21 protein-coding genes are annotated in these 26,129 nt (G+C 36.9%); 14 read left to right on the top strand and 7 right to left on the bottom strand.

Annotation, left to right across the window (positions count from 1 at the left end; all coding sequences use genetic code 11):
• Positions 1-4 precede the first annotated feature (4 nt).
• The 3 genes from ACY650_RS13775 (at position 5) to ACY650_RS13765 (ending at position 1,805) form a co-directional block, all read left to right on the top strand.
• A complete protein-coding gene (locus tag ACY650_RS13775; protein ID WP_462248214.1) occupies positions 5-871 on the top strand; it encodes a LytR/AlgR family response regulator transcription factor in 867 nt (288 codons plus the stop codon).
• A gap of 86 nt (positions 872-957) precedes the next feature.
• Positions 958-1,527 (top strand): hypothetical protein, encoded by a 570-nt coding sequence (locus tag ACY650_RS13770; protein ID WP_462248213.1) that lies wholly within the window; start codon positions 958-960, stop codon positions 1,525-1,527.
• Positions 1,528-1,622: 95 nt separating this feature from the next.
• Positions 1,623-1,805 (top strand): hypothetical protein, encoded by a 183-nt coding sequence (locus ACY650_RS13765; protein WP_462248212.1) that lies wholly within the window; start codon positions 1,623-1,625, stop codon positions 1,803-1,805.
• A 12-nt stretch (positions 1,806-1,817) separates the two neighbouring features.
• Here the strand turns inward: ACY650_RS13765 and ACY650_RS13760 are convergent, their stop codons facing one another.
• On the bottom strand, positions 1,818-3,017 hold the full coding sequence (locus tag ACY650_RS13760; protein ID WP_462248211.1) for a TlpA family protein disulfide reductase: 1,200 nt from the start codon (positions 3,015-3,017) through the stop codon (positions 1,818-1,820).
• A 77-nt stretch (positions 3,018-3,094) separates the two neighbouring features.
• Between ACY650_RS13760 and ACY650_RS13755 the strand changes: the two genes are divergently transcribed.
• The 4 genes from ACY650_RS13755 to ACY650_RS13740 all read left to right on the top strand — a co-directional run bounded on the left by ACY650_RS13755 (position 3,095) and on the right by ACY650_RS13740 (position 6,985).
• The gene (locus ACY650_RS13755; RefSeq protein ID WP_462248210.1) at positions 3,095-3,529 is read left to right on the top strand and encodes a hypothetical protein; all 435 of its coding nucleotides are present in this window, start codon (positions 3,095-3,097) and stop codon (positions 3,527-3,529) included.
• 96 nt (positions 3,530-3,625) lie between these two features.
• Positions 3,626-4,756: a DEAD/DEAH box helicase gene (locus ACY650_RS13750; protein WP_462248209.1), complete on the top strand. Its 1,131-nt coding sequence runs from the start codon at positions 3,626-3,628 to the stop codon at positions 4,754-4,756.
• A 188-nt stretch (positions 4,757-4,944) separates the two neighbouring features.
• A complete protein-coding gene (locus ACY650_RS13745; RefSeq protein ID WP_462248208.1) occupies positions 4,945-6,108 on the top strand; it encodes a DM13 domain-containing protein in 1,164 nt (387 codons plus the stop codon).
• Between the two features lie 28 nt (positions 6,109-6,136).
• Positions 6,137-6,985, top strand: a complete 849-nt coding sequence (locus ACY650_RS13740; protein ID WP_462248207.1) for a hypothetical protein — start codon at positions 6,137-6,139, stop codon at positions 6,983-6,985.
• On the opposite strand, the gene ACY650_RS13735 is transcribed toward ACY650_RS13740, so the two are convergent.
• Positions 6,982-9,540 carry an ABC transporter permease gene (locus ACY650_RS13735; protein ID WP_462248206.1) on the bottom strand — a complete coding sequence of 853 codons (2,559 nt, stop codon included), beginning with the start codon at positions 9,538-9,540 and terminating at the stop codon, positions 6,982-6,984. The two genes, ACY650_RS13740 and ACY650_RS13735, sit on opposite strands and share 4 nt — an antisense overlap.
• Positions 9,541-9,542: 2 nt before the next feature.
• Entirely contained in the window at positions 9,543-10,265 is a 723-nt protein-coding gene (locus tag ACY650_RS13730; RefSeq protein ID WP_462248205.1) for an ABC transporter ATP-binding protein, read from the bottom strand.
• Positions 10,266-10,394: 129 nt separating this feature from the next.
• Between ACY650_RS13730 and ACY650_RS13725 the strand changes: the two genes are divergently transcribed.
• The 7 genes from ACY650_RS13725 (at position 10,395) to bcp (ending at position 16,475) form a co-directional block, all read left to right on the top strand.
• The gene (locus tag ACY650_RS13725; protein ID WP_462248204.1) at positions 10,395-11,072 is read left to right on the top strand and encodes an arylesterase; all 678 of its coding nucleotides are present in this window, start codon (positions 10,395-10,397) and stop codon (positions 11,070-11,072) included.
• Between the two features lie 18 nt (positions 11,073-11,090).
• Positions 11,091-11,858 (top strand): hypothetical protein, encoded by a 768-nt coding sequence (locus ACY650_RS13720; RefSeq protein WP_462248203.1) that lies wholly within the window; start codon positions 11,091-11,093, stop codon positions 11,856-11,858.
• 81 nt (positions 11,859-11,939) lie between these two features.
• Positions 11,940-12,107, top strand: a complete 168-nt coding sequence (locus tag ACY650_RS13715; protein ID WP_462248202.1) for a hypothetical protein — start codon at positions 11,940-11,942, stop codon at positions 12,105-12,107.
• An 84-nt stretch (positions 12,108-12,191) separates the two neighbouring features.
• Positions 12,192-13,499, top strand: coding sequence for a tRNA (N(6)-L-threonylcarbamoyladenosine(37)-C(2))-methylthiotransferase MtaB (gene mtaB / locus ACY650_RS13710; protein WP_462248201.1), 1,308 nt, complete (start codon positions 12,192-12,194; stop codon positions 13,497-13,499).
• An 82-nt stretch (positions 13,500-13,581) separates the two neighbouring features.
• The gene (locus ACY650_RS13705) at positions 13,582-14,190 is read left to right on the top strand and encodes a fumarylacetoacetate hydrolase family protein (protein WP_462248200.1); all 609 of its coding nucleotides are present in this window, start codon (positions 13,582-13,584) and stop codon (positions 14,188-14,190) included.
• 3 nt (positions 14,191-14,193) lie between these two features.
• The gene (locus ACY650_RS13700; RefSeq protein ID WP_462248199.1) at positions 14,194-16,026 is read left to right on the top strand and encodes a M23 family metallopeptidase; all 1,833 of its coding nucleotides are present in this window, start codon (positions 14,194-14,196) and stop codon (positions 16,024-16,026) included.
• Positions 16,023-16,475 carry a thioredoxin-dependent thiol peroxidase gene (gene bcp / locus ACY650_RS13695; protein ID WP_462248198.1) on the top strand — a complete coding sequence of 151 codons (453 nt, stop codon included), beginning with the start codon at positions 16,023-16,025 and terminating at the stop codon, positions 16,473-16,475. The genes ACY650_RS13700 and bcp overlap by 4 nt, the downstream gene beginning before the upstream one ends.
• A 46-nt stretch (positions 16,476-16,521) precedes the next feature.
• Here the strand turns inward: bcp and ACY650_RS13690 are convergent, their stop codons facing one another.
• The 4 genes from ACY650_RS13690 to ACY650_RS13675 form a co-directional block, all read right to left on the bottom strand.
• On the bottom strand, positions 16,522-19,836 hold the full coding sequence (locus ACY650_RS13690) for a VCBS repeat-containing protein (RefSeq protein WP_462248197.1): 3,315 nt from the start codon (positions 19,834-19,836) through the stop codon (positions 16,522-16,524).
• Between the two features lie 107 nt (positions 19,837-19,943).
• Positions 19,944-20,879, bottom strand: a complete 936-nt coding sequence (locus ACY650_RS13685; protein ID WP_462248196.1) for a hypothetical protein — start codon at positions 20,877-20,879, stop codon at positions 19,944-19,946.
• A gap of 17 nt (positions 20,880-20,896) precedes the next feature.
• Positions 20,897-22,603 carry a SusD/RagB family nutrient-binding outer membrane lipoprotein gene (locus ACY650_RS13680; protein ID WP_462248195.1) on the bottom strand — a complete coding sequence of 569 codons (1,707 nt, stop codon included), beginning with the start codon at positions 22,601-22,603 and terminating at the stop codon, positions 20,897-20,899.
• A gap of 19 nt (positions 22,604-22,622) precedes the next feature.
• Positions 22,623-25,853 carry a SusC/RagA family TonB-linked outer membrane protein gene (locus ACY650_RS13675; RefSeq protein ID WP_462248194.1) on the bottom strand — a complete coding sequence of 1,077 codons (3,231 nt, stop codon included), beginning with the start codon at positions 25,851-25,853 and terminating at the stop codon, positions 22,623-22,625.
• Positions 25,854-26,129: the final 276 nt, after the last annotated feature.

Genomic DNA, 26,129 nt, shown 5'->3' with positions numbered 1-26,129 from the left:
GAATGTGAACAGAAAAATCTCTTTCGGTCTTACTGCATTCATACTATTCCTGATACTGTTTGATGCATTCCAGCAAAAATATTATCTGGAATCCTTTAACCTCCTTCCTGAAGGAGAGGTTTTATCACTTGCATATTTACTAAAACAACACAGCATTAGATGGATAATTTGGGCGCTAATATCGGTACCATCTTCTTTTCTCATATGGAAGGAATTGATCAGAAATAAGCGCGCATTACCTTCTCAGTCCATATTTCGAATTAGCACTGTAATAGTATTGACAATCCTTATCTCAATAACTGCTGTAAGCATTCAGTCTATTTTCCATCAAGGATTAAATATTGAAAGTAATACACTATATGAATTTTTTGTCTTTTTCATTTTTCAAAAGGGGCTTACTTTTTTGATGGCATCAATTACTGTTGCACTAATTCTATATAATCAATCAAGTGAGCAGACCATTGAAAGTCAATTTGTAGAAATTAAAAATCTAGAACGAAAAAGCACTGATTTAGAAGAAGCTCTAAATATGTCTTCTAAGAGTGAACCACATTTAAATATTAAAATTGGTCATAGGTTTCAACCAATTCCTCTCAACGAGATAGTTTGGATTCAATCGGATGACTATTGCGTAAAAGTACATACCGAGGATAAAGCATTTAGCTTTCGAAAAAGTATGAAATCACTTGAGGAGCAACTATCTAGGTATGGATTCATAAGAGTTCATAGAGCTGCACTTCTGAATCTCAATTTCCTCCATCAAGTAAATTTTGATTCATCTACTATTGAATTAAGTAATACTACTCAATTGCCATTGTCAAAAACAGGAGCAAAAGCGCTCAAGCAGAAGTTGGAGCAAGACGCCATCTAAATCGATTCCCTGCAAATAAATAAGCACTTGCTGCAATAATTAGTGGTTTCCAAAACAAGGTCAGTTTGTTTACCAAAAACTATCTTATGAAAAAACTACTATTACTCTTATCGATAATTGCGTATTCAAATCTTATCGCTCAATATAATTATGAGCCATCGACTGAATACCCATATGGGAGATTGAATCCTGAAGCTCCAGAACAAACTGCCGATTATGCTCCAATTATAGGTGCGTGCAAATGCAAATCAGTCGCTCGAGTTAATCAAACAACTTGGGCAGATACTGTTATGATGCGATGGACATTTAAGTATATTATGAATGGCATGGCCGTTCAAGACCAAACGCTTAAAGCTGATGGGGTACACTCAGGAAGCATTCGACAATACAACGCAGACAGTTCAAATTGGTATGTCCATTACTATTCTACATCAGCTGCGACACCTACATTATCAGCATGGTCTGGCAATAAGGTAGAAAATGGAGATATAGTTCTCTATAAAGATCAAACTGCCCCAAATGGCATGGAAGGGTTTTTCAAAATCGTGTTCTCTAATATTTCAGAAGATGGATTCAATTGGACAGGTGCATGGGTAGATAAAACAGAATCAATTGTATACCCAACCTGGCGTATCTATTGCGACAAATTGGAATGATTATTCAGGATTATTAACAAGTAAGGAGTCATTTTTTTACATTTTTAAAAAATAATTTGACACCTTGCTTGTTCTAATACCTGTAATCGATACGTATGAAGAGAGTAAAAATCGGTGACATGGTGGAAAGTGATTATGGCAAAGGAAAGGTGCTCGCTGAGACCAAAGAATGGTTTATCCATGATAACTCAGCTAATAATAGCGATTCTGAATTTGCGATATTGAAGTCAGATGACAATTACCAAGTGGTAAAAGAATTAGAACTTCAAGCTTCCTAATGTCTAAATGCTTTATTCAGCGACCAATAAGTCTATGATTTCATTGAATCGTTGATCAAAGGAACGGTAATATTCGCCTGTTGCTGGTCCATTAAAGTAGCTATGAACGTAGCGAACGAACCCTTGCTTATCTAAAATAACAAGCGTAGGGAATGCTTCTATGCGCTTCATAAATGGAAATGGTGTGGCAGCGCCTGTTTTACTTAACCTCCCGCCTAAGACTAAATCATACTCGATTTCATTCACCACTTTATATTTTTCTAATCGTTCCATACCGTAATCTTGCGAATAATTTGCCTCATATGAAGAAGCTAGGATTGAAACCCTATCCTTGTTTTTTCGATACCATTCTACCAGATATTTGGTCTGATCATGGCTATTAGGACACCAGGTACCAAACAGTTGAATAATCAACACTTTGCCCTCGTATTTAGATGGATCAATCGCATCTTTTCCTTGACCAGCACCAAGTAAATCGTAGTAGGGTTTGTGAGTTCCTGGATCTACTCTAACCATTTCAAATGGATCTTTAAGCTCAGCGTCTGAATCATATGTAGCTTGCCAAGGTTCTGAATATCCATTGTCATAAATCATTTCTCCACTCCATCCTTCTGGAGATCTTTTACCTAAAAACGCAAATGCGTGAGCTCCATCAAAGCAAGAGAGCTTCATTGAATCTCCATCAAGAATACCTTCGAAAAATCTATAATCGCTGACTTCAGTCATGATTGTCCCTGACACTATATGCCCTTGTTGCTTAAACAAGCCTACCCCTTTCGACATTCCAGGTGTATCCGGAGAAAAAGTAATGGACCAACGTTCTTCTATTGGTGCAAACGGCTGAACACTATTTTTCTGCATTCTGGCTCTTCCAAAATCTGCTTTAAAGGGGATACTTAAATCTCGGTAATATTTGTTGTAGGTACCACTCATACCCATTGCACTAAAACTTGCTCTTATCTCAACATCAAATGGATCAAGAGGTACAATAATGCTATCATCTTTTATCTCAACATTTTTAATTACCCGACGATCACCACCATTTATAATAATGATCTCAGGAGAGTCGCCTGTTGGATATCCAACTTCAAAAATGAAAGGCACTTCTGCACTATCATAAGAGATGACTCCACGCCACTGTCCCGACTTAATGAATTGAGATGAGCTACAAAATGCGATAAACAGAAAGAGTGTGGTGACTAGATATTTCATACGTTTTAATATAATCAGTTATCCTCTCTGATTACTTATTTTGGTATATTTATTAATTAACTAACCTAAAATTAATTATGACAAATGGATCTGTAAAGGCACCAACCTGGTTTATGGTTGTAGCTGTAATCGCCCTTATTTGGAATCTTCTTGGTGTGCTAGCATATCTTGGAGAGGCTTTCGCAACTGAAGAAATGATCGCAGCCATGACCGAAGAGCAAAGAAACATGTTAGAAAATAGACCTGCATGGGCTACTGCAGCATTTGCATTAGCTGTATGGGGTGGATTGTTTGGATGTCTTTTGCTCGTGTTAAAAAAGAAACTTTCGCAATTAATCCTATTCATTTCGCTAGTTGGTGTTCTCGTTCAAATGATTTACAACCTATTCATAGCAGGATCTACCGTTACCTATGGACCTGGACAGATTGTAATGGCTCTTATGATTCCTTTGATTTCCATTCTACTGGTGCTAATGGCAAAGAAAGGTATTGCTGCAGGTTGGCTCAAATAAATAATATTGAATCACTAATTAAGGCTGTTCTAATTGAATGTAGATCCGATTAGAACAGCCTTTCTTATTTAGTGGATTAATGCATCTTTGCCACACATGACATTTAATGACTTTAACCTAGACGATCAGCTTACAGAGGCAATCGATCATATGGGCTTCTCTGAAGCTACCCCCATTCAAGAGCAAGCTATTCCTGCTATTCTAAAAGGAAAAGATCTTATAGCTTGTGCTCAAACCGGAACCGGTAAAACTGCAGCGTTTGTCATTCCTGCGCTCAACTACTTAGCACAAAATCCAAGTGACGATGTAAAGATTGTTGTAGTAGTACCCACTCGAGAATTAGCCATACAGATTGATCAACAGATCGAAGGGTTTTCATATTTCCTTCCAGTCCATTCAATAGCTATTTATGGCGGCGGAGACGGATCAGATTTTGAGCAACAGAAAAAAGCACTAACAGAAGGAAGCAATATTGTTGTGGCCACACCTGGTAAACTTATTTCTCACCTGAATTTAGGATATGTAAAATTTGATCAAGTAACTCACTTAATACTTGATGAGGCTGATAGAATGTTGGATATGAACTTCTACGACGATATCAAGAAGATCATTACATTTCTACCGAACCTGTCTCAAACGTCAATGTTTAGTGCTACCATGGCACCTAAGATTGAAAAGCTTGCTAAGAGCATTCTTAATGAACCCCTTAGAATAACGCTAGAGCTAGCTAAGCCTTCAGAAAAAATCAGTCAGGAAGTTTACAAAGTTGAAGAGGGATATAAAACTGAGCTTATTAGCAAGTTAATAAGTCGATATAATGAGTTTGAAAGCATATTGGTATTTAGTTCTACCAAAAAGAAAGTTTCTGATATAGTCAAAAGCCTGAATAAAGCTGGGCTGGAGTCTAAAGGAATTTCTTCAATGCTTGATCAAGACGAACGCGAGCGTATTCTACTCAAATTCCGCGCAAAGAAACTACGCATTCTCGTAGCGACAGACGTACTATCGAGAGGTATTGACATCAAGGACATCAATTTGGTAATAAACTACGATGTACCAAACGATGCAGCAGACTATGTACATAGAATTGGAAGAACAGCAAGAGCTAAAACAAGTGGTGTTGCCATAACACTAGTAAACAAAGATGATGGCTATAAGATGAAGCGAATCGAGAAGCTCATCGAAAGAAAGCTCGAAAAGGTTGATTACCCAATGAAAATGAGGTAATCAAGATTTCACTCCTCACACACATACTAAAGAGCTAATTGAGGTCAATTTTTGTCGTCATGCCGTCCTTCAGAGCCAAAATCAATTCGAAATTCGATGAATTGGATAACCTATCTACGCGAATAACCATTTATAGCTGTTAATTGAGTTGAGAATACTTAGACCACTAGATGGTCAGATTAATGGTTATGAGAAAGATATTATTACTAACAATAGTTTTAACGAGCTGCATCGAAACAGATCTGCAAGCTCCTATCGCAGAATCTCTGCGTATCGTTCCATCTGGTGAGTCTTTCAGAGTTGGAGCTTCATATGAACTCGTATCCGAGTTTTTAAATTCAGATGGGATGATTGAAGAAGTAGATGTTCTATGGACAACATCGGATCCAAGTGTATTTAGCATCACTGGCAGTACTGGCTCAGGTATCTCTGAAGGAACTGCTATAATAACAGTAAGCGCTAGAGGACTAGAAGCATCTGAAGAAATTGTAATCGAGTCTTCTAAAGGATCACTCACCATAACTATGTATGTAAGTCAATTGCAAGTAGGTAATGATTTTTTAATGGGAGCCAACTACATTGACTCTGATGGCAACTCTGGAAATACGGCAGTGACATGGACTAGCTCTGATGAAACTATCGCTTCAATAAATTCCAGCGGCTTAGTTAATGCACTTTCTGCTGGTACTACAAATATACAAGCCAGTGCATCTGGTTTTTCAGATGCAGTGACCCTTACAGTGGTGGATGGAACGGTTATGGTAGACCCAGAAGTGAGAATTACTCATTTCATTGAAGAAGTTAATGTTGGAGAAAATTTCCAATTTCAAGCTAGCTATTTTGATTCCAATGCAATGGTTGATGAAGATCAAACAATATCTTGGACAAGTAGCAATACATCTGTATTAACCATCGATAATACCGGATTGGCTACTGGGATTGCTCAGGGCGAAGTAACAATAGAAGCATCAGCAAATGGTGTTGCGACTGATTTGACTGTATCAGTTGTTGGCGAGGCTACCACAACAAGAACAGGATCATTACAAGGAACTGGCTATAGTATAAGTGGCGATTTCAGCATGACTTATAACGAAGATGACGATTTAATCCTTACCGTTTCAAACTTCAATACTGATGGCCCAGGTCCATATTTTTATTTGACTAATCAAACAACCAGCATTGCAAATGGTCTCAATTTAGGATCTGCAGAATCAAATGGCTCTTATACTATAAATGTTTCGGAGATAGCAAGAGATGAGTCGGTAGAGGTAGATCTATTCACATATTCGGTACTCATGATATGGTGCGAGCCATTCGGAGTAAGACTTGGGTTCGGCGAATTCGATAATTAAATAAGACTACATCCTAGATAATCATAATATGAGAATCAAATTTTTAATTCTTTCAGTGTTCACTCTCTTTTCGTTCCAAGTATTTGCAGGTGGTGGTTGGCCTCAAAAGAAAGGAAAGGGATATTTCAAAGTTGGTCAGTTTGCGCTTATTGCAAGCAGGTATTATAATCCAGAGGGTAATAAAATTCGAATTGAACCTAAAATCTCTTTGTTTACCACTTCTCTTTACGGTGAATACGGACTTACCGATAAATTGACAATAGTTGGATATGTGCCATTTTTTACAAGATCGATTTTAAATAACCTTCAAAGAAGAGATGGAGAGTTTGTTGAAGGCAATCAGCTTACTTCCTTTGGGGATACTGACATTGGAATAAAATACGGGCTTATTACCGACAAACCTATTGTAGTCAGTGCTTCATTAATACTTGGTCTACCTTTTGGTAATCCAGGAGGAACAGAAACCAGTTCTCTTCAAACTGGTGACGGTGAATTCAATCAAAAGCTAATAATCGAAGCTAGTAAGTCACTCTATCCTATCCCGGCCTATGTGAGTGTATTAGTGGGAGTTAACCATCGAACAGAAGGATTTTCAGAAGAATTCCATTACGGAATTGAAGCAGGGTACACATATAAAAGCGTCACAGCAATTGCAAAATTATCTGGGGTAGAATCTTTTATGAACGGACTTTCTGGTGACAATTCCCAGCAAAGCGTCTTCGGCAACAACATAGAATTTTTAATGTTCTCCCCTGAAATTAGCTATGAATTTAAGTCTAAAAAAGCTGGACTTACAGCAGGAACCAGCATAGCCCTTTCGGGACGACAAGTACTAGCTAGCCCGGCCTATACGGCAGGAGTTTATTTAAAAATCTAGGCCTCCCTTCTTAGTACTTCCATTGGTGATTGTTTTACAACGCTTCTACTATTTAATAAACCAATTAATACGCTCATTCCTGTGACAGCAACAAATACAATCCCTATTTGAACAGGATTTGGGATGAAAGTGAATTCAAAGAGAAACTTGCCCAATAGCGTGCAAAACAAAGCAGCTAAAAATATTCCACTCACTGCGCCTAAACTTCCAAGGAAAAAATATTCTGCCAATGTAATCGTCCAAAGCTGTTTTTTAGATGCCCCGAGAGTTCTGAGCAATACGTTTTCTTGAACACGTTGGAATTTGCTGAGGATAATTGAGCTAATCATTACAATTATACCGGTACCAATACTGAAGAAAGCCATAAACTGTATTACAAAAGCTACTTTACCTAGCACATCTTCCAAAGTCTTAAGAATTAGCTCCAAATCGATTATTGATACATTTGGAAATTGCTTAACCACTTCTTGCTGATACCTTACTGAAGTCAGCATTTCATCAATTCTAGTAACTATTACATGAAATTGAGGAGCTCGCTCCAATACTCCAGAAGGAAATAAAACCAAGAAGTTAGTTTGGACCCTTCTCCAATCTATCTCGCGGAAACTACCAACATATACTTTTAACAATGCACCCTGTACATTAAAAAGTAACTCGTCTCCTATCTCAATATCTAAATTATCCTTAAAACTTTCAGAAATGCTGACATAGATACTGTCATTCCTTATTTCCCCTATCCATTCACCTTCTACTATTTTTTCAGAATCAATCAGCGAGTCTCTGTAAGTAACTCGATATTCTCGACTATATGCCCAATCTGAAATTGAAACTGTCGTATCGTTGTATGCTTCATCCTTTGTGTAGCCTCTGACTTCCAGTAAACGCATAGTAACCACTGGAACATCCTGAATGATCGGCAACTCATATTCAGCTGTTAAGCTCTTTAAATCAGCGTGCTGGTCTTCTTGTATATCGAAAAGAACCGTATTTGGTCGGTTGTTGGAAGCAGACAAAGAAACTCTTTGAACCAACAAATCCTGCATGAAATACAAGGTTGCTAGGAAAGAAGTGCCTAAACCAAGGGCCATTATTAGAATAACAGTTTGGTTATTTGGTCGGTATAAATTCGAAAAGCCTTGTCTCCATACGTATGATAGATTCTTAGGCATAAGGCGTCTGGTAAGCCAACTCATACCCTTCCCTATTCCACCTAAAAAAACTATCGCACCGATTAAAATGGAAGAAAAAACAATGGCTTGAGAAAAGGATTGAATTTGCCAAAAAACTGAAAAGAAGATAAATAACCCGATACCGCTCAAAATAGGAATGAGAAGCTTATCAAACTTGGTTTTTGCAGAACCAAAACCCAATCGTATTGCTGAAAGTGGGCTTATCTTTCTTAATCCAACCAAAGAAAGCAAACCAAAAAGAACAGATATAATAACACCAATTAAAACCCCGACTATTAGTGCAGGCCAATAGGGAACCGGATCAAGGTCTATTGGAAGAAAATCTTGAACAATAACGGGGAGATACATATGTATTACTAATCCCAGAATACTGCCAATAAAAGAACCAATGAATCCAAACAGAGCAACTTGGATTAGATAGACTCCAACAGCTTGCTTTGCTTTCATTCCTAAACACCTCAATACAGCCACAGCTTGGACTTTACTTTTTGCATAGACATAAATCGAACTTGCTACTCCCAAGCAGCCAAGAAGTAAGGCTGTAAATGCAACTAATTCCAAGAAGTTGGACAAATTTTCAAAATCTTCACCGGTCTCTCTCTTCTCTTCTTCGACCGTTTCTACATCAAATCCTTTACTTTCAGTCAAATTCGCTTTCTTACTCCACTGATTTGCTGTATCTGCTGGATTATCAGAAAACATAAAATAATGAACATAATTAACTCTGCTTCCTTTTTGAATAAGGTCAGTCTGTTCTAGATATCGAAACGGGATATAAACAACTGGAGAAACAGAAGAAGAAACGTCAGTTTGACCAGGTATTTGAGTAATGGCACCTATTATCTCAAAAGTGACTAAACCAACACTCAAACTATCTCCTACTTGAGCACCATATTGAAGCATCATTTTTTCATCTACTAGTGCATACTTTCCAGTCTGAAATCGCTTTGAAGCATCCGCAGGTTTGGTGGCGATTTCTCCGTAATATGGATATTCTCCTTCAAGAGCACGAACTTGGACTAATCGTGTGGCACTTGTTTTTGGAAACATGACCATAGAGGCAAAGTATCTTTCCTGAGAATATTCATTAGTCATTGATTTAAATGACTGTAACAGAGTATCTGCCAATTCTCTTCTCCCTTGAATACGGACATCCGAACCAACCAATCCTTTGGCTTGGTTATCAATTTCTACTAATAGATTTTCTCGAAAGGATGTTATCCCAACCATTGCAGCTATTCCCAATGAAATAGAAGCGATAAAAAGTAGAAGTTTACCTCTACTTTTTCTACTGTCTCTCCACGCCATTTTCCAAGGCCAAGAGCGACTATACTTAGAAGGTTCTATCTTAATGCGCTTGTCCATGATTAAGAGGCAGTCTGTCTCATCCGTGAAACATTTGAGCCCTTCCTTTGATCAATTATTCTTCCCCCTTTCAGCTGTATAATCTGATTAGTCTTTTCAGCCAATTCCAGGTCGTGAGTAACAATAATGAGTGTAGTGCCTTTCTCTTTATTTATTTCAAATAAAAGATTTTCTACAGATTGCCCTGTTTCTTCATCAAGATTACCTGTTGGCTCATCCGCAAATAAAATTTTAGGCTCATTTGAAAATGCTCTCGCTATTGCTACACGTTGTTGCTCTCCACCAGAAAGTTGCGAAGGGTAATGGTTCAATCGCTCTCCTAAACCTACCCGATTAAGTAATGAAGTTGCCTGATCTCTAGCTGTTTTTATTCCCTGTAATTCCAAAGGAATCATTACATTTTCTAATGCTGTCAGCGTCTGAATTAATTGAAAATTTTGAAAGACAAACCCTACATATTGATTGCGGATTTGAGCCATTTCATCCTCATTCAACTTATCCAACAGGATACGATTCAAGGTTATTGATCCAGTAGATGGCCTATCTAAACCTGCACATAAACCAAGTAAGGTGGTTTTACCACTACCCGAAGGTCCAACCACCGCAACAGAAGAGCCTTCAGCCACTTTGAAATTAATATCATCTAACACATGGACTTCCTTGGCCCCATTCTTAAATGTTTTGGAGGTTGATGATACCTCTAAAATCGATGCTTCGTTTGGCATGTAGAAAATTTTAGGATTGTAAACGCAAAGCGTTCTCTCATGTTTGTATCTTGTGCTTAACTCTGTAAAAATGAGCTAAGCGGTGATTTTGTTACATCATTAATCGTTTAAACTTCAATTTGTCAACCAATGTTCATTAAAGTCGGAAAATTAATCCTGTTGCTAATGCTTGTAAGTTGTGGATCTCCCAGCAAATCAACAGAAAAACCAACAAGAAAAACTTCAGATTCTGAATCTACCTCCGAAACAGAATCAAATGAAAAGGTGATTTTGTTTTTTGGGAATAGCATCACTGCTGGATATCAACTCGACATGGATCAAGCATTTCCAGCATTAATTCAAAAAAGGTTAGACTCTTTGAATTTTAACTATAGGACGATAAATGCAGGATTGAGCGGTGAAACTTCGGCTGGAGGTGAAAGCAGAATAGGTTGGGTACTCAAAACTGTTCCAGATATTTTCTTTCTTGAGCTTGGTGCAAATGATGGTTTGCGTGGTTTAAAGCTTAGTGAAACTAAAAAGAGTCTTCAAGCCATAATTGATGCCGTAAAAAAGGAAAATCCAGAAGTGAGCATAATTATCGCTGGCATGATGGTTCCGCCTAATCTAGGTCAAGATTACACAAACGAATTTAAGGGAATGTTTCCTTGGCTTGCGGAGAAGAATGATGCAGTATACATACCTTTTTTGCTAGAAGGGGTCGCTGGAATACCGGAACTTAATTTAAAGGATGGAATCCACCCAACACCAGAAGGTCATGAAATAGTAGCTGAGACGGTATGGGAAGCTTTAGAACCGCTACTCTAATCAATTAAAACATTTGTTATGAAGTATTTGATCAGTTTTTCATTTGTATTTGTCCTCATCTCCTGTACAACAACAAGAGAAAATGAAAACGGAAAAAGCCCTTATGATAAATTTAATGATGAGGAAGTCAGGGAAGTGATGGAAAGAGCCATCGAATACGCTGGAGGCATTAAACAGTGGAGAAAACTTAAGACTATTGAATATACTAAAAGAAGTAAGCTAATTCTAGAAGGTAATATTTTAGAATACGACATAACTCAAGAGCATTCATATCAAATGCAACCTGATTTTTCAGCTACAATAAAATGGAATCAAGATTCATCTAAACATCTCATAAAGCATTCCCTGGAAGAAAGCATTCGAATGTTAAATGATACAATCGTAGATCTAGATCCCTCAAAAATAAAAGAGTCAGTTATGAGCGCGCTATTTGTTCTTGGAATGCCATTTAAACTCATGGATGATGGGGTTCAACTTAGCTATTCAGGATCAACATTATTTATGGACTCAGTTGAAGCAGATGTGATCCAGGCTCTTTACGACCCAGAGAATGTGTCTACTCATTCGACAAACGACCTTTGGTGGTTCTATTTCGAGAAGGAATCGGGAAAATTTCTAGGTAGCAAAGTCTATCATGCACCAACCTACGCGCTTATTCACAATTTAAGCTTTACCAATACCCCAATAAAATTCCCAAAACGACGCAAAAGTTATAGAGTCGATAGTCTCGAGAACATTCAATTCCTTCGAGCAGAGTTTTGGTATTCAGAATTTAAAATGGATTGATTTGATAGCTTCATAAGAAGGGTTAGTAATTGGATTTTTGCGCTATTTCAGCGATATTGAAATAACTAAAAACCTAACCTAATGAATAATATTTATTACATCATTCACCTTGTTTTTGCCATTTGGGTTATCTACGAGGTGTGGGCTAAATCCAAAATGGGCGGTGGAGCTAAAATCGTCTGGACAATTTTGGCTCTGCTATTTAGCGTTATTACTGCCATTGTTTACTACTTCATGAAGAAGAAATAACAAGAAGCCCGCATTGCTGCGGGCTTTTTTATTAGTCATACACCCACTAGATATACTTCTTTTAGCCTTAACTTTGCCGCCCCTATGAAAAAGGTTGCATTTTATACCTTAGGCTGCAAGCTGAATTACTCCGAAACCTCATCTATTTCAAGGATGTTTGAGGAAAAAGGATATGTTAAAGTTGATTTCACAGACCAACCTGATATTTTCATTATTAATACTTGTTCAGTTACTGAGAATGCTGACAAGAAGTGCAAGAAGATCGTAAAAGAAGCTAAAAAAATATCTCCGAGTGGCTTCGTTACAATCATTGGCTGTTATGCTCAACTTAAGCCAAAAGAAATTTCAGAAATTCCAGGCGTTGATGCCGTCCTAGGAGCAGCAGAAAAATTCAGACTTTTTGATTACCTAGATGATTTTACCAAAGGCGGTGTTTTTGCATCGGAAATAAAGGAGGCAAAGACATACAACGCATCATACTCAATTGCAGATAGAACAAGAACGTTTTTAAAAGTTCAAGATGGTTGCAATTATGGATGTGCATTTTGCACCATTCCTCTGGCTAGAGGAAAAAGTAGAAGTGACTCTATCACTAACATTTTAAATCAAGCAAAAGAAATTGCCAATACAGAGGTAAAAGAAGTTGTATTGACTGGCGTGAATATTGGTGATTTCGGTATCCAAGAAGGTAAAAGAAAAGAGAAATTCATAGACCTCGTTAAAGGCCTTGATCAAATAGAAGGAATAGACCGTTTCAGGATATCATCCATTGAACCAAACTTGCTTACTAATGATGTTATAGAGTTTGTAGCAAAATCAAAAAGATTTGTACCTCATTTCCACATCCCGCTTCAATCCGGCAGTGATAATATTCTAAAAAAAATGAATCGTCGCTACCTGACAGATTTATATAAAAGCCGAATAGAAAAAATTAAATCGCTAATGCCGACATGCTGCATTGGTGTGGATGTAATAGTTGGATTTCCAGGGGAATCTGAAGAAGAGTTTTTAAATACCTATAATTTTCTAAACGAATTAGATGTTTCCTACCTACATGTTTTCACCTATTCTGAAAGACCTAATACAAAGGCCGTAGAAATGGAAGGAGCTGTAGATCTTGGAGAAAGAAATCGTAGATCTAAAATGCTAAGAGGATTGTCGGAGAAGAAAAGAAGATATTTCTACGAACAGCAGTTAGGTAATACATTCCAAGTTTTATTTGAAGAAGATGTTGAAGATGGAATCATGCATGGTTTTACTGAAAACTATGTAAGAGTAGCAGCTAAGTATGATCCGATTCTTATAAATGAAGTCAAGAACGTTATGCTCAAAGAAATAAACTCCAATGGGCATGTTGAGGTTGAAGAAGCGGAAGAAATCTTCACCCACTAAATAAAGCCATTCATAAAAAGATTCACTTACAATCTTATTTGACCCGTGTTGCTGATTATTTTTGATTCAACAGAGAATTGATATGAAAATAATTTGTATCGGCAGAAACTATGCAGAACATATTGAAGAGTTAGGAAATGAACGCCCGGCGCATCCGATCATTTTCATGAAACCGGATACAGCTCTTCTTAAAAGTAATGATCCATTTTATTACCCAGACTTTTCAAAAGATATTCATCATGAAGTTGAGGTTTTGGTCAAAATAAAAAAAGAAGGAAAATCAATACAAAAAGAATTCGCTCATCAATATTATGATGAGATTGGGTTAGGAATTGATTTCACGGCTAGGGATTGGCAAACCAAGGCCAAAGAGAAAGGTCATCCTTGGGAATTAGCTAAAGCATTTAATAGCTCAGCTCCTGTATCTCAATTTATCAAAAAGGGGGATCGAAATATGACTGACATTAATTTTAAACTTGAAGTTAATGGTGAGGAAAAACAGAAAGGAAATACTAGTTTAATGTTATGGCCAATCGATGAACTAATTTCTTATGTTTCAAATTTCATCCTGCTAAAAACTGGTGATATCGTATTCACCGGAACTCCAAAAGGTGTTGGCCCTGTGCAAATTGGAGATCGTTTGGTAGGATATTTGGAAGATCAAGTTATGTTCGATTTTGAGGTACGATAATCTGTGAAAAGAATATTCATATTTGCGTTCTATCTATTGCTCTTTGAAGTCCAAAGTCAGGATATCAAATCCGCTGAATATCAATTTCCAATAAATCCTGGCCAGCAAAATTATTTAGCAGGAACTGTAGGAGAAATCAGAGGATCTCATTTTCATACAGGAATTGATGTGAAAACAGGTGGCCGTACTGGTCTTCCAATATACGCGGTAGCTGATGGTTATATATCCAGGATAAAAGTATCTGCATCAGGCTATGGGCATGCACTTTATATGAAGCACCCAAATGGGACATTCTCCGTCTATGCCCATTTGGAGGCGTTTGGTTCAAAAATCGACGCTTGGACTTTAAAGGAACAGTACAGAAAAGAATCTTTTGAAGTTGACCTCTTTCCAGAGGCCGATCAATTCAAATACAAGAAAGGCGATATCATTGGATTTTCAGGAAATACGGGATCTTCTAGTGGGCCACACCTTCACTTTGAGATCAGAGATGCCAATCATCAACCCATTGATGTCCTCACACTTGGATTTAAAGAAATACGTGACAGCAAGCCTCCTGTGGTTCAAAAGGTGGCATTCGTAACCCTTGATAAGGATGCAAGGATCAATGGTTTCTTTGGCAGGTATGAGTTTAACCTAATTAAATCTACAAGCTGGTATCAAACGAAAGAACCCATTCACCTTGAGGGAAATATAGGTGTTGAAATTTACTCTTACGACCCAATGGATGGAATCCCTAATAAAAACGGAATAGTAAAAACTACTTTTCAACTTGATGGGGATACAATTTTCTCCGAGCACAAAAAGATTTTCTCTTTCGGTAAACAGAGAAATGTACTGGTACACTACAATTACTCGGCATACAAGAAAGGAAGTAGGAGATTTAATAGACTTTACTTAGCTGATGGTAACGAACATAACATGTATACCTCCGTTAATCGAGGAATCAACTTTGATGATAAAAAAGAAATTCTAATCGAGACTGAAGACAGTTATAAGAATAGCTCCACTACGAGAATCCTAATAAATAGCACTAAGGTTAACAATCCACCCAAGCTTACTAAACCAGAAAAAATAGGAAATTATCTTCATTTCAAGTCTAATCAACAGGCATCTGTCCTGCTTGATGAGTGGATAAATATTGAGCCTTATATGAGAAATGAGGATGATCACTATTACACCTGGGATTTAAGAGATGGTGCACCAAAAAGCATTTTTGTGAATGGTGAGACTATTCATACTGATTTGGTTGGACAGCTTCCATCAAATCAGAAAATCAGTTATCTACAACCAGAATTCACACTAGATCTTACTAATAGATCATTATTTGACACGCTTTATCTCGCTTTCAAAAAAGAGATTGACACCATCAAAAACTTAGAGTTATTCCATTTTAAAAATCCCACAGAGCCATTTAGATCCGATATGAAGATTTCTTTAAAACCAGAAAAGTCCTATAATCAAGAGAAAGCAATGGTTTATTCTGTTTTTGGAAGAAGGTTTAATTACATGGGAGGTGAATGGAAGGATAACGAAATCACATTTTCAACTAGAGATTTAGTCAGCTATACAATCTTGGAAGATAGCATTCCTCCCTCTATTGAAATGAAAATGGCCAATTCCGAAATGCTAAAATTCAAAATTAGTGACGAATTGTCCGGAATAAAGACTTTTAAGGCTTCAATAAATGGGGAATATATTCTTATGCAATATGAACCAAAAAAGAAATTGATATGGTCTAAGAAACTAAATCAAAACATTCCATTTAGAGGTAAGTTTGTATTGGAGGTAATTGATAATTCAAATAACGAAACTATTTATACTAAAACACTATGATCACACTTAAGCCTGGAGATAAAGCCCCAAATTTTGAAAGCAAAGATCAAGATGGTAATCCGATCAAACTTTCGGACTACAATGGAAAAAAAGTAGTTCTATACTTCTATCCAAAAGATAATACACCTGGATGCACGGCAGAGTCCTGCAACCTCAGGGACAACTATGAAGTCCTTCAAAAACAAGGCTATGAAGTTTTAGGTGTTAGCAGCGATGGAGAAAAATCTCATCAAAAATTTATTGCTAAGTATGAATTACCATTCAAACTCATTGCCGATGAAGATAAAAGTGTTCATGAAGCTTTTGGAACCTGGGATCTGAAAAAATTCATGGGTAAAGAATACATGGGTACATTAAGATCCACATTCATAATTGACGAAAATGGTACTATTGAAGAAGTAATTGAAAAGGTGAAAACTAAAGATCACACTGCTCAGATACTTAAATAATTACAGAGCAGCACAGATTCCAATCTTTGCTGCGCAATCCAATGGCTTAGAGATTTAATTTGACAATTACTGGTGATTCATTGTTCCTACCAAGTATTAAATGATTTTCGCCATTAATCGTAATCTTCTCTATTGATTTTAAATTTCCATCAATCCTGAGATTTCTATTAATTTTTGAGTCGAAATAATATCCATCGGAACCATTTGAAATCAACGCCAACCCTGACCCCATATCTAGCCTAGGTGTCTCTACTTCCGTATTGTAGAGTGTCCCAATAGCAATTAGATCTTCAAAACCGTCTCCATTCAGGTCGACTGATTGGGCATCAAGGATAGGTGAAATTTGAGCTTCGGGAGGAAGAGTGCCTAACTTAAATTTTCCGTTACCTTGATTGATCAGTATTATGGAACTAAAATCAGTTACTTGTTTCTGATACGCTTCATCAAGCATATCACCGTATACATCTTCTAATGTAGCTTTTGCAAAAAGGTCATAAGAAGGGAATTTTTGGGCAATGAAAGGCATCTGACCAGATGAACATTCTCTACCTCTTAAAGGAACATAATTTCCATTATAGCTATTACTAAGGACAATATCCCATGTTCCATTTTCATCAAAATCAGAAGCATATATTTTTAGAGGCTCTTCAGCGCTTGCCTTATACTTTGAGTTTAGGCCTAGGTTACCGACAACAAAATCAGGAAGATTGTCATTATTAACATCTGTTTCTGTGATAGAAAACCACCAACCATAGCTCTCTGGTAAATTGCTCTCTTCAGTAATGTTTTTAAAAATGCCATTATCATTTTTAAAAATTCCAACTTGGGTCCATTCTCCAACCACAATTAGATCCTGCCATGAATCATTATCGATATCTACCGCAATAATGTCATTTATCATTCCAAAATCATTTAATTCTGGTATTACATCATCAGTAACTGGCTCCAAATTAGAACCTGTATTCTTATAAAGAATGGATCTATCACTCATTGGATATTGACCCGGCTTTATCCTTGTTCCTACTATTAAATCTTGTAGACCATCATTGTCATAATCAAAAGAATACACGGACTTACCACTACTCCTTTTTTCAGAGAGGCTTGCATCGATTGCTTTTTCGAAGAGTCCAAATCCATTATTTATATAAAGTCTGTCTTGGTAAGCATCTTGTTCATTCTCAAACTCATAACCGCCACTTACCACAAACAAATCTTGATCTCCATCTTTATCTATATCTAGGAAAACGGAGTTCATATCCTCATGTAGAAAATCAGCTTTGATGGCATCAGAGGTAACATCTGAAAAGACTCCATCTGATGTTTGAATCAAAAGCCTCCCACTTTGTCCGATAGCTCCACCTATATAAAAATCATCAAGGTTGTCATTATTTACATCTGCTACACTAATAAAAGGCCCCAATGTTGATTGCTTATATGGGAGCAGTGTTTCTATTTCAAAATCGTTGTAGCTATTTTCTGAATGGATAAATTCAATATTGAAATCATATCCATCGCTTACGTCAAATTGGTAGGCAATATCATTATGGTCTAGTGTAGCCTTAGTTGCATTCTCCTCACTCACCAATATTTCTTGGTTTACTGCTACAGCATATCTCTCTTCTACTTTACCAGAAAGCCATTCAATTCTTAATGTGTCTATTTTATCTGCATTGCCTAATCCAAAATGAACACTCTTATCCATAGAAGATAAATACCCCCTAACAGAATTGCTTTCTTTCTTTTGTTCTAAATCATTGGCTATGACCGTAACCTTTGCATAAAAATTTTGAACTGAATCAGGGAACATTACTTTCAAATAGTTCCCAGCATCATTTTCAATAGTCATATTTTGATATAGAAAGGCTTCTTCATCAATGTTGTTAACAATTAATTCTAGATCACCGTCATTGTCAAGATCTGCATAAGCAGCTCCATTTGAAAATGATAAATCAGAAATACCCCAATCCTCGGATACATCATCAAATTTCAATGAACCACTATTTTTAAAGAGAAGATTAGGAAGTTTTTCTGATGGCATTGCATCATATAACTCCTGTTTTACGCGCAGTGGAATGTTCTTATATTTCATTCTAGCCATCAGAACCTTGGCTCTCACATCATTATTGAGCGCATATTTTTTATATCCATTTGTGATAAAAACATCGTTGGTTGAGCTATTATCAAAGTCATTTAACAAAACCGACCAACTCCAATCAGACTTAGACATTTTTGTCATATGAGCGATATTCTTAAAATATCCGTCTCCACTATTTAATTGCAATGAATTAAACATGTACTGATGGTGTAAATTAAGCTCATCAACAAGAAGGTTAAATGCATCAACATTCATAGAGGCCATTAGAGTCTTAGATCTATAGTGATCCGAAGACGCCATATCTAAAACAAAAATATCCTGATACGAATCTTGGTTAATATCAGCTATATCAACGCCCATTCCGAAAAATGAGACTTGGTTTGTATACTTCTTAATTTGATTTGAAAAAGTACCATCACCATTATTGATATAAAGTGCATCCGGAACATAGTAATCATTAGCGATATATATATCAAGAAGGTTGTCCTCATTTATATCACTTACAATTAGACCTAATCCAAATGTTGGTGAAAGAAGACCTGCCTCTTCTGTAACATCAATAAACTTTCCATTTTCATTTCTATATAAGTGACTGGAGCTATGATGTCTTAGTTCCTCATTATTTTCCATGAAATTATAGAACCTATCTGGACCAGTTCCATAAAGCAGGTTCTCATTCATTACAATGCAATCCAAATCACCATCTTTATCGTAATCGAAAAAACTGGACTGACTGGAGATTGAAGGATCTGCAAGCCCATATTCACTGGCCTGTTCCTTGAATGTCAGATCTTGCTGATTGATAAATAGCAAATTAGTACTTAGCTCACCATGATATGGGCCGCCCTGTGATACATAAATATCTTGCCAACCATCATTATTAATATCAGCAAAAGAAATACCCGTAGACCATCCTTTGCCATCATTAATTCCTGACCCTTCGGTAATATCTTTAAATTTTAAATCTCCTAGATTGAGATAAATTTTATTTTCGCCTTGATTAGAGGCAAAGACAAGGTCCAATAAATTGTCATTATTAATATCTACTGTAGCCACTCCAGCTCCATTGTAGAAATAGTCAAAGTCGAAAATATTGTTTTTCGTATTTATATCACTCTCAACTTGATTGATAAAATCAATACCAGAAATCGAAGAATCTATTTTTTCAAAAACCTTAAACGCAGAAATATCCTTCTCTTCAGACGGAGATTCACAGGACCAAAGGAAAATTAAAATCAGTGAAAAGCGTGTGAAATTCTTTAACATAAACCGTACGAAATCTTGAAATAAAGTTGTTTAATCTGATATCTTGAAAAGATAAAACAAAAAAAGCAGCTTAATAGCTGCTTTTTTATTATCAAAATACTGTGATTTTACATAACTGTAAATGGCACTCCATTAGGGAAGTTTATTACGGTGAAACCGCTCATTCCAGTATCAGGATTTGACCAGGTAATTTCCCAATCATTACCATTAACCACTGACGAATAACTCCATGCAGTACCGAATTCATCGGATGTTGAAGAGAACGAAACAACTCCACAAACATCTTGGAATTGGAATCCTTCCTGAGCAAGATCGTCTTCCCCATCACCATCGCCTAAGCAATCCTCAAGAACTCCAAAAGTCCAATCACTCATTTCGTACTCACCAATTGCTATCGTTCCAGCATTAGAAATTTCAACTGTATAAGTCACACTAGCAGAGCCAGGTGTACCCGTACTACAATTAATTGTAGTAGTAGTTGCTGTATACTCTCCTTCAAGAGATGACTGACAACCCACAAAAAGTGTGAAATCAAAATAACCTTGAAAAAAGGCTCCTTCAACTGTTGCTGAAGAGTTCACGCTATTGAACGTTCTCGTAGGAGTAACAATTTCACCCAAGAATTCAAATTCATCCTCTGGAGATAATGAAGCTTCAGTTATGCCAAAAGCTCCAATCAATTCTGCAGATGTAACTGAAATCGTAGCTTCTACAAATCCATCGTCATTTACGCTAAAGTCTGATGCTTGAAGCGAAATAAAATCCTCTTGCGTTGTTTCATTTGTACCGCTTCGATAAACTAGGTCTGCAGTATAACTCTGAACACTTGCCCCTTGATCTGCTCCTACAAACTCTACTGTATAAGTAAAAGTATAGCTGCTAAAATTATCAAGATCAACAAGAGGATTATTACTGTTTTCAACTAGTCTAATGTACGTCCCAGTTTCCAAATCACTATACAAAAATAGTGGCCCAGAATCAGGATCTTCACATGAAAATAAAGCGATCATGCAAACTAATAATGATCTATATATATGTTTCATTTTAATATTCATTTAAATCATCTAACATCTGATGTTCCTGGGTCCCAGAAAACTAATTCACTTTCTGACTTTTGCTCTACGTCAATATTTCTATCTACGAAAGCATTTGCATATCTCATAGATCTTGGAAATAAATCTTCAGCAGTACCTGCTTGCAATCTCGGTTGCATGTTGGCAGGATAACCAGTTTTACGATACATGTTATATGCTTCTAGCCCGTTTCCATAAGCTGCGATGTAGTATTCTTTGATTACTACATCTCTTCTTTCAGCATCAGAAGTAGCTTCATCATATAACCTACCCACAGTAGCTTCATAGTCTGACACATCAGTATCAGTCATAGCGAAAGCTGCTCCTTTTGTAGTTGCAATACCACCTATTGTGATAGCTTCATTCAAATCATTAGAAACAAGTGATTCAAAACCTCTCACTTTCGCTAGCGATTTTCCTACTCCACTAATCATCAATGCTCGAGCATCACCAGTACCTCCAGTGAAGGTCATGTCTGCTCTCATAAAATCAACAAATGATGATAAAATAAGTGGAAGAATTCCTACTCCCTGACCTCCGTCAGCACCTAGGTTTTGCGTATTTTCAAACTCATTTCCATCGAACGAGCCAGCCATAGGATACAATCCATAGGCAGTTCTAATTGCTCCATCTGCCGGAATACCTGATCCATTCAAGTGATCTCTACCAGTATAGCCATCAGTTGCTGCATAGCAATATGGTAATCTTGGATCAATTGCATCCCATGAACTAGGCTTAGCAGTTTGATCAGGTAATCCTGATAAAACGCAGCCATACGAATCCGTAGGTTGTCTGTCAGAACTATTTACCTTTCTGTTAAAGTAATAACGCAATCTAGGATCTCTGATCTCAGTAGTACCATCAGTTTCTAACTTATCTGCTCTTAGCAACCACATGTAATAGTTTGACATGTAATCACCGTCCGCTTGCTCATACTGATTTATGTATCGAGGATGTCTCGATTCAGGTAGATTTCTACCTGTTCCATAATTATATTGGAAATCCTCATCCGCCTCATCTATAAAATCACCGGCTGAGATAATGTTATTAAATGCAGTCGAATTTCCAGTAAGATATGCTGCTCTTAACTTAATTGTATTTGCTAGCGTAATCCACTTTTCAACATCACTCCCGTAAAAATTATCAAATGCTGGCTCAATGTCACCTGCATCATTTAACAACACGATTGCATCATCCAACAATACGTCTGCAGCTGCATATACATCTGCTCCGTCATTTAATTGTGGACTCAACTCTTCCAAACCTTGTCCTATTTCTGTCAATGGAATGTTCCCAAACACATCTACCATTTCCATCAATACATACGCTTGTAGAATTTTAGCGGTACCAACATGGACAGGGAATCCTGTACCTCCAAGTTCTTCAAGCAAAGCAATATCTGGTAAAAAATCTGCATAAACATTTTGCCATAATCCATCAAAAACAGATGGCAAAGTAGCTGCTCCATAGTTCGTTGAAGTAGCATTATACATTCTTGTAACCTCACCAGTTTGGTCTTCCAGCGTAAAATGAATAGCTGCAAATTCTAACTGAATGTTGTTATATAGAGCGTCAATATCTCCAGCACTTACTGCTGGGAAATTGGGATCCTCTTGTAGGTCTAAATCAAAGTTATCGCACGAAGATGCACATAACATGATGACCGTGAATAATAATAATATTCTATTCTTCATATCAATTTATATTGAAATATTAAAGCGTAAGATTCAAAGTAACACCGTACTTCTTAGCAGTAGGTGCAGTTCTAAAGTCAAATCCTCTAGCATTACCTACACCAGTACTTGATATCTCAGGATCGAAATTCAAACCTTCCGGTGTATTTGGCGCATTATACCAAAGATTCTCTCCAGATATAGTAATAGATGCATTTCCAAATGGAGTCTTAGATAAGATACTCTTAGGAACCACATAGTTCAAAGAAACTTGTCTTAATCTAATCACGGTACCATCAAATACGAATCCTTCACCATTGAAGAACGAGTTGAATGCTTCATCTCCAACATAAACTTGAATATCATTCTCAGTTCCATCTTCCTTCACTCCAGGTAGGATCACCGGGATATTTCTATCGATATCACTATCTACAGAGTTACCTCTAGCCAATAGTGCCGCAGCAGTAGATGAGAATACGTCTCCACCTTTTACGTACTGAAACTGGAATCCAAGAGTAAATCCTTTCCAAGAGAGTGTATTGAAAAAGTTCATTTGGAAGTCTGGGTTTGGATCACCAATCACACCAAACTCTGAACCTAATTGGTAAGAGCCTTCTGAATCAACAATCAAGTTTCCATCTTCATCTTTCAACAATTGTTCTCCATAGAATACTCCAAATTGCTCTCCAGGAATGGCATAGTTTCCAACGAAATCAATACCTGCCTGATTAAATGCAGTAGCATCAATCTGAACTCTATCTATTCCTTCAAGGATACTATTTATTTCACTAACATTCCTAGTGTAATTAGATCGAACATTCCACTTCAACTCACCTGGAAGAGGAACATTTACATCTAAACCAAGCTCAATACCTCTGTTCTCGATATCAGCAGCGTTGATTGTTGTAGAAGTATAACCAGTAGAAGGATCTAAAGGAAGATCCACAATCAAATCACTAGATTGCTTGTTATACAAGGAAAGGTCTACTCCTAAAATATTATTAAAGAATCTACCTTCTAATCCAAATTCTAATTCAGTAATTAGCTCATTCGTTAAATCCGGGTTAGCTAAGAAGTTTCGAACACTATTAGTTCCAACAGTTGTTCCATTTGAATTAGTAAATGCGATTGCATTCGCAGCCAATGAATTTCTTGTTCTATAAGGATCAGGATAACCGGCAGAAGTACCGTAACCCAATCTTAATTTCAAGAAATTAATCATGTTGGTTTGAGCAATTGCATCAATTGCATCACTTGCTAGGAATGATAAACTAGCAGAAGGATAGAATACTGATCTATTTGCACTCTCCAATGTAGAAGTCCAGTCATTTCTAGCTTGTAAATTCAAGTACAAGAACTTGGAATATCCAATAGTAGAAGTAAAATAAACTCCTAAAGTATTCTCTTCAATGAATCTACTGAAGTTTTGGAACTGCGTAAAGTTTTGATGTGTGAATAAATCATACACAAATTGTTCCTGACTACTAGCAACAGCTAGGTTGTTTGTTTCCCTTCTGGAATTGAATCCAAGAACTCCATCAATCGAGAAATCACTATTCAAATCAAAATTATAAACAAGGTTTAAGATTTGATCTGATAAGAAGTTTGTCTCAGTTGCAGTTGTATATTCACCTCCAGGTTGTCTTGGACCCCCTTTATTGATGTAACGTGAATTTTTCTGATCATAGCTATCCAGAGATAGACGATATAATACAGAGAAGTTATCCGACAGGTCATATCCGAGATTAATATTTCCGAAGAAACGATTTACATTTTCAGTTTGGCCACTGTTGTTTAGCGTCCACAATGGATTCTGAATTGGAGAACCTCTTCTATAGTAAATGTTTGATCCATCAATTGGAGACTGATAAGGTAAATTTATTAGATCTACAGATCGTGGTGTAAATAGAACTGCGGCAAATAAGCCGTTTCCATCACCACCAAATGAAGGGGCTGTAATTGGAGTCAATCTTTCTGTTCTCACAAAGTTGAATGAAGGCTGAATTTTTAACCCATTCTTCAATTTAGTTTGCATACCAACAGAGAAGTTGTGCTTATCTAGGAAGTTGGATCTTCCACCACCTCTTTGCTCATCCAATTTTGGAGTAAAACCTTCTTCAGTTAAGAAAGAGTAAGCCAAACTAACAGAAGTATTTTCGTCAACTCTGCTTGAAATTGAAATTGATGTATTGGAAGAAACTCCTTTTTGGAAGAAGTTTTCAACACTCCTATATGGTCTATAATCATAATCTTGCCCAATGAATTGAGGTACATCATCATTATATTGAGATTGATCTAGCGGGTGAACAATCTGAACTTGTCCATTTTCACCAATTCCTCTAAAATTATCTCCGTAAGAAGACTCTCTTGTATCATCGAATCTTGGTCCCCAGTTTGAGAAGAACCATCCGAATCCGAATGCTCCAAAACCGTTACCGTAAGAATCTTGATAATCAGGAAGATTAGCAATTTCAGTTTGGAAAACAGATTGCGTAATGCTAACCTCTGTCTTCTTGCTTAGATCAGAACCACCTTTTCCTGTCTTGGTAGTTACTAAAACAACACCGTTTCTACCAGCTTCACCATATAATACGGTAGCTGAAAGTCCTTTAAGGATTGAAACATCAGCGATGTTGTTTGGATCTAAATCAAGAAATCTAGAAGAGGCAGTTGCACTACCAGTTCCAAAACTTTGATTTCCAGAATTCGCACTCGTATTAAAAGGTACACCGTCCACTACGAATAATGGTTGGTTGCTTCCAGATATGGAAGAATACCCTCTAATAATAACGTTAGTTCCAGAACCAGCTAGACCAGATGTTTGCGTAATGTCAACTCCAGGAGCTTGTCCCCTAAGTAATCTCGCAACATCAGTTTCTTGTCGATTCACCAAATCTTGTGAACCCACACTAGCCACACTGTAACCAAGTGATGCTTTTTCCTTGGTAATACCTAGCGCAGTAACAACAACCTCTTGAAGTTCTGTAACCCCAGACATTGTTACGTCAACCGTGGTTCTAGAACCAACGGCAATCTCTTGCGTAGTAAAACCAATGTAAGAAAAAACAAGCGTAGCACCGTCCTCTACGGACAGGCGAAAGTTACCATCTAAATCTGTGGTAACACCGGTAGTTGTGCCTTTAATCACAACGTTCACACCAGGTAGTCCTTCACCGGCATCGTCGGTGACCTTGCCTGATACTGTCTTTTGTGCCATCAAATAAGAAATAGCAAAAAAGAACATACCAGCAAGTAGTAAAATCCTCTTCATACTTTACTCAGTTAGGTTAAAATTAAGTTACTAAAACGTTAAAGAAAGTTAATTCTAACCTAATACTCAAGGATTTATAAGGTTAATATGTTAATAGACATATTTTTCTTAAGGTTATTTCCAGAAATGAAAAATTTAATTTGATACCGATTACTCCTGATTTTACCCCTGAATCGGCTAAAAACGAAGAAAAATTAGATTTACAGTTAGTTATTGATACCATTAATTCTATCAATGCTTTAATACCATCTTTTGTAAAAAAGAAGGGTCAAATTT

It is taken from the genome of Ekhidna sp. (assembly GCF_963691765.1).
Lineage (GTDB): Bacteria > Bacteroidota > Bacteroidia > Cytophagales > Cyclobacteriaceae > Ekhidna.
Note: the sequence above shows the minus strand (reverse complement) of the source record. Positions and strands in the feature narration are given on the sequence as shown.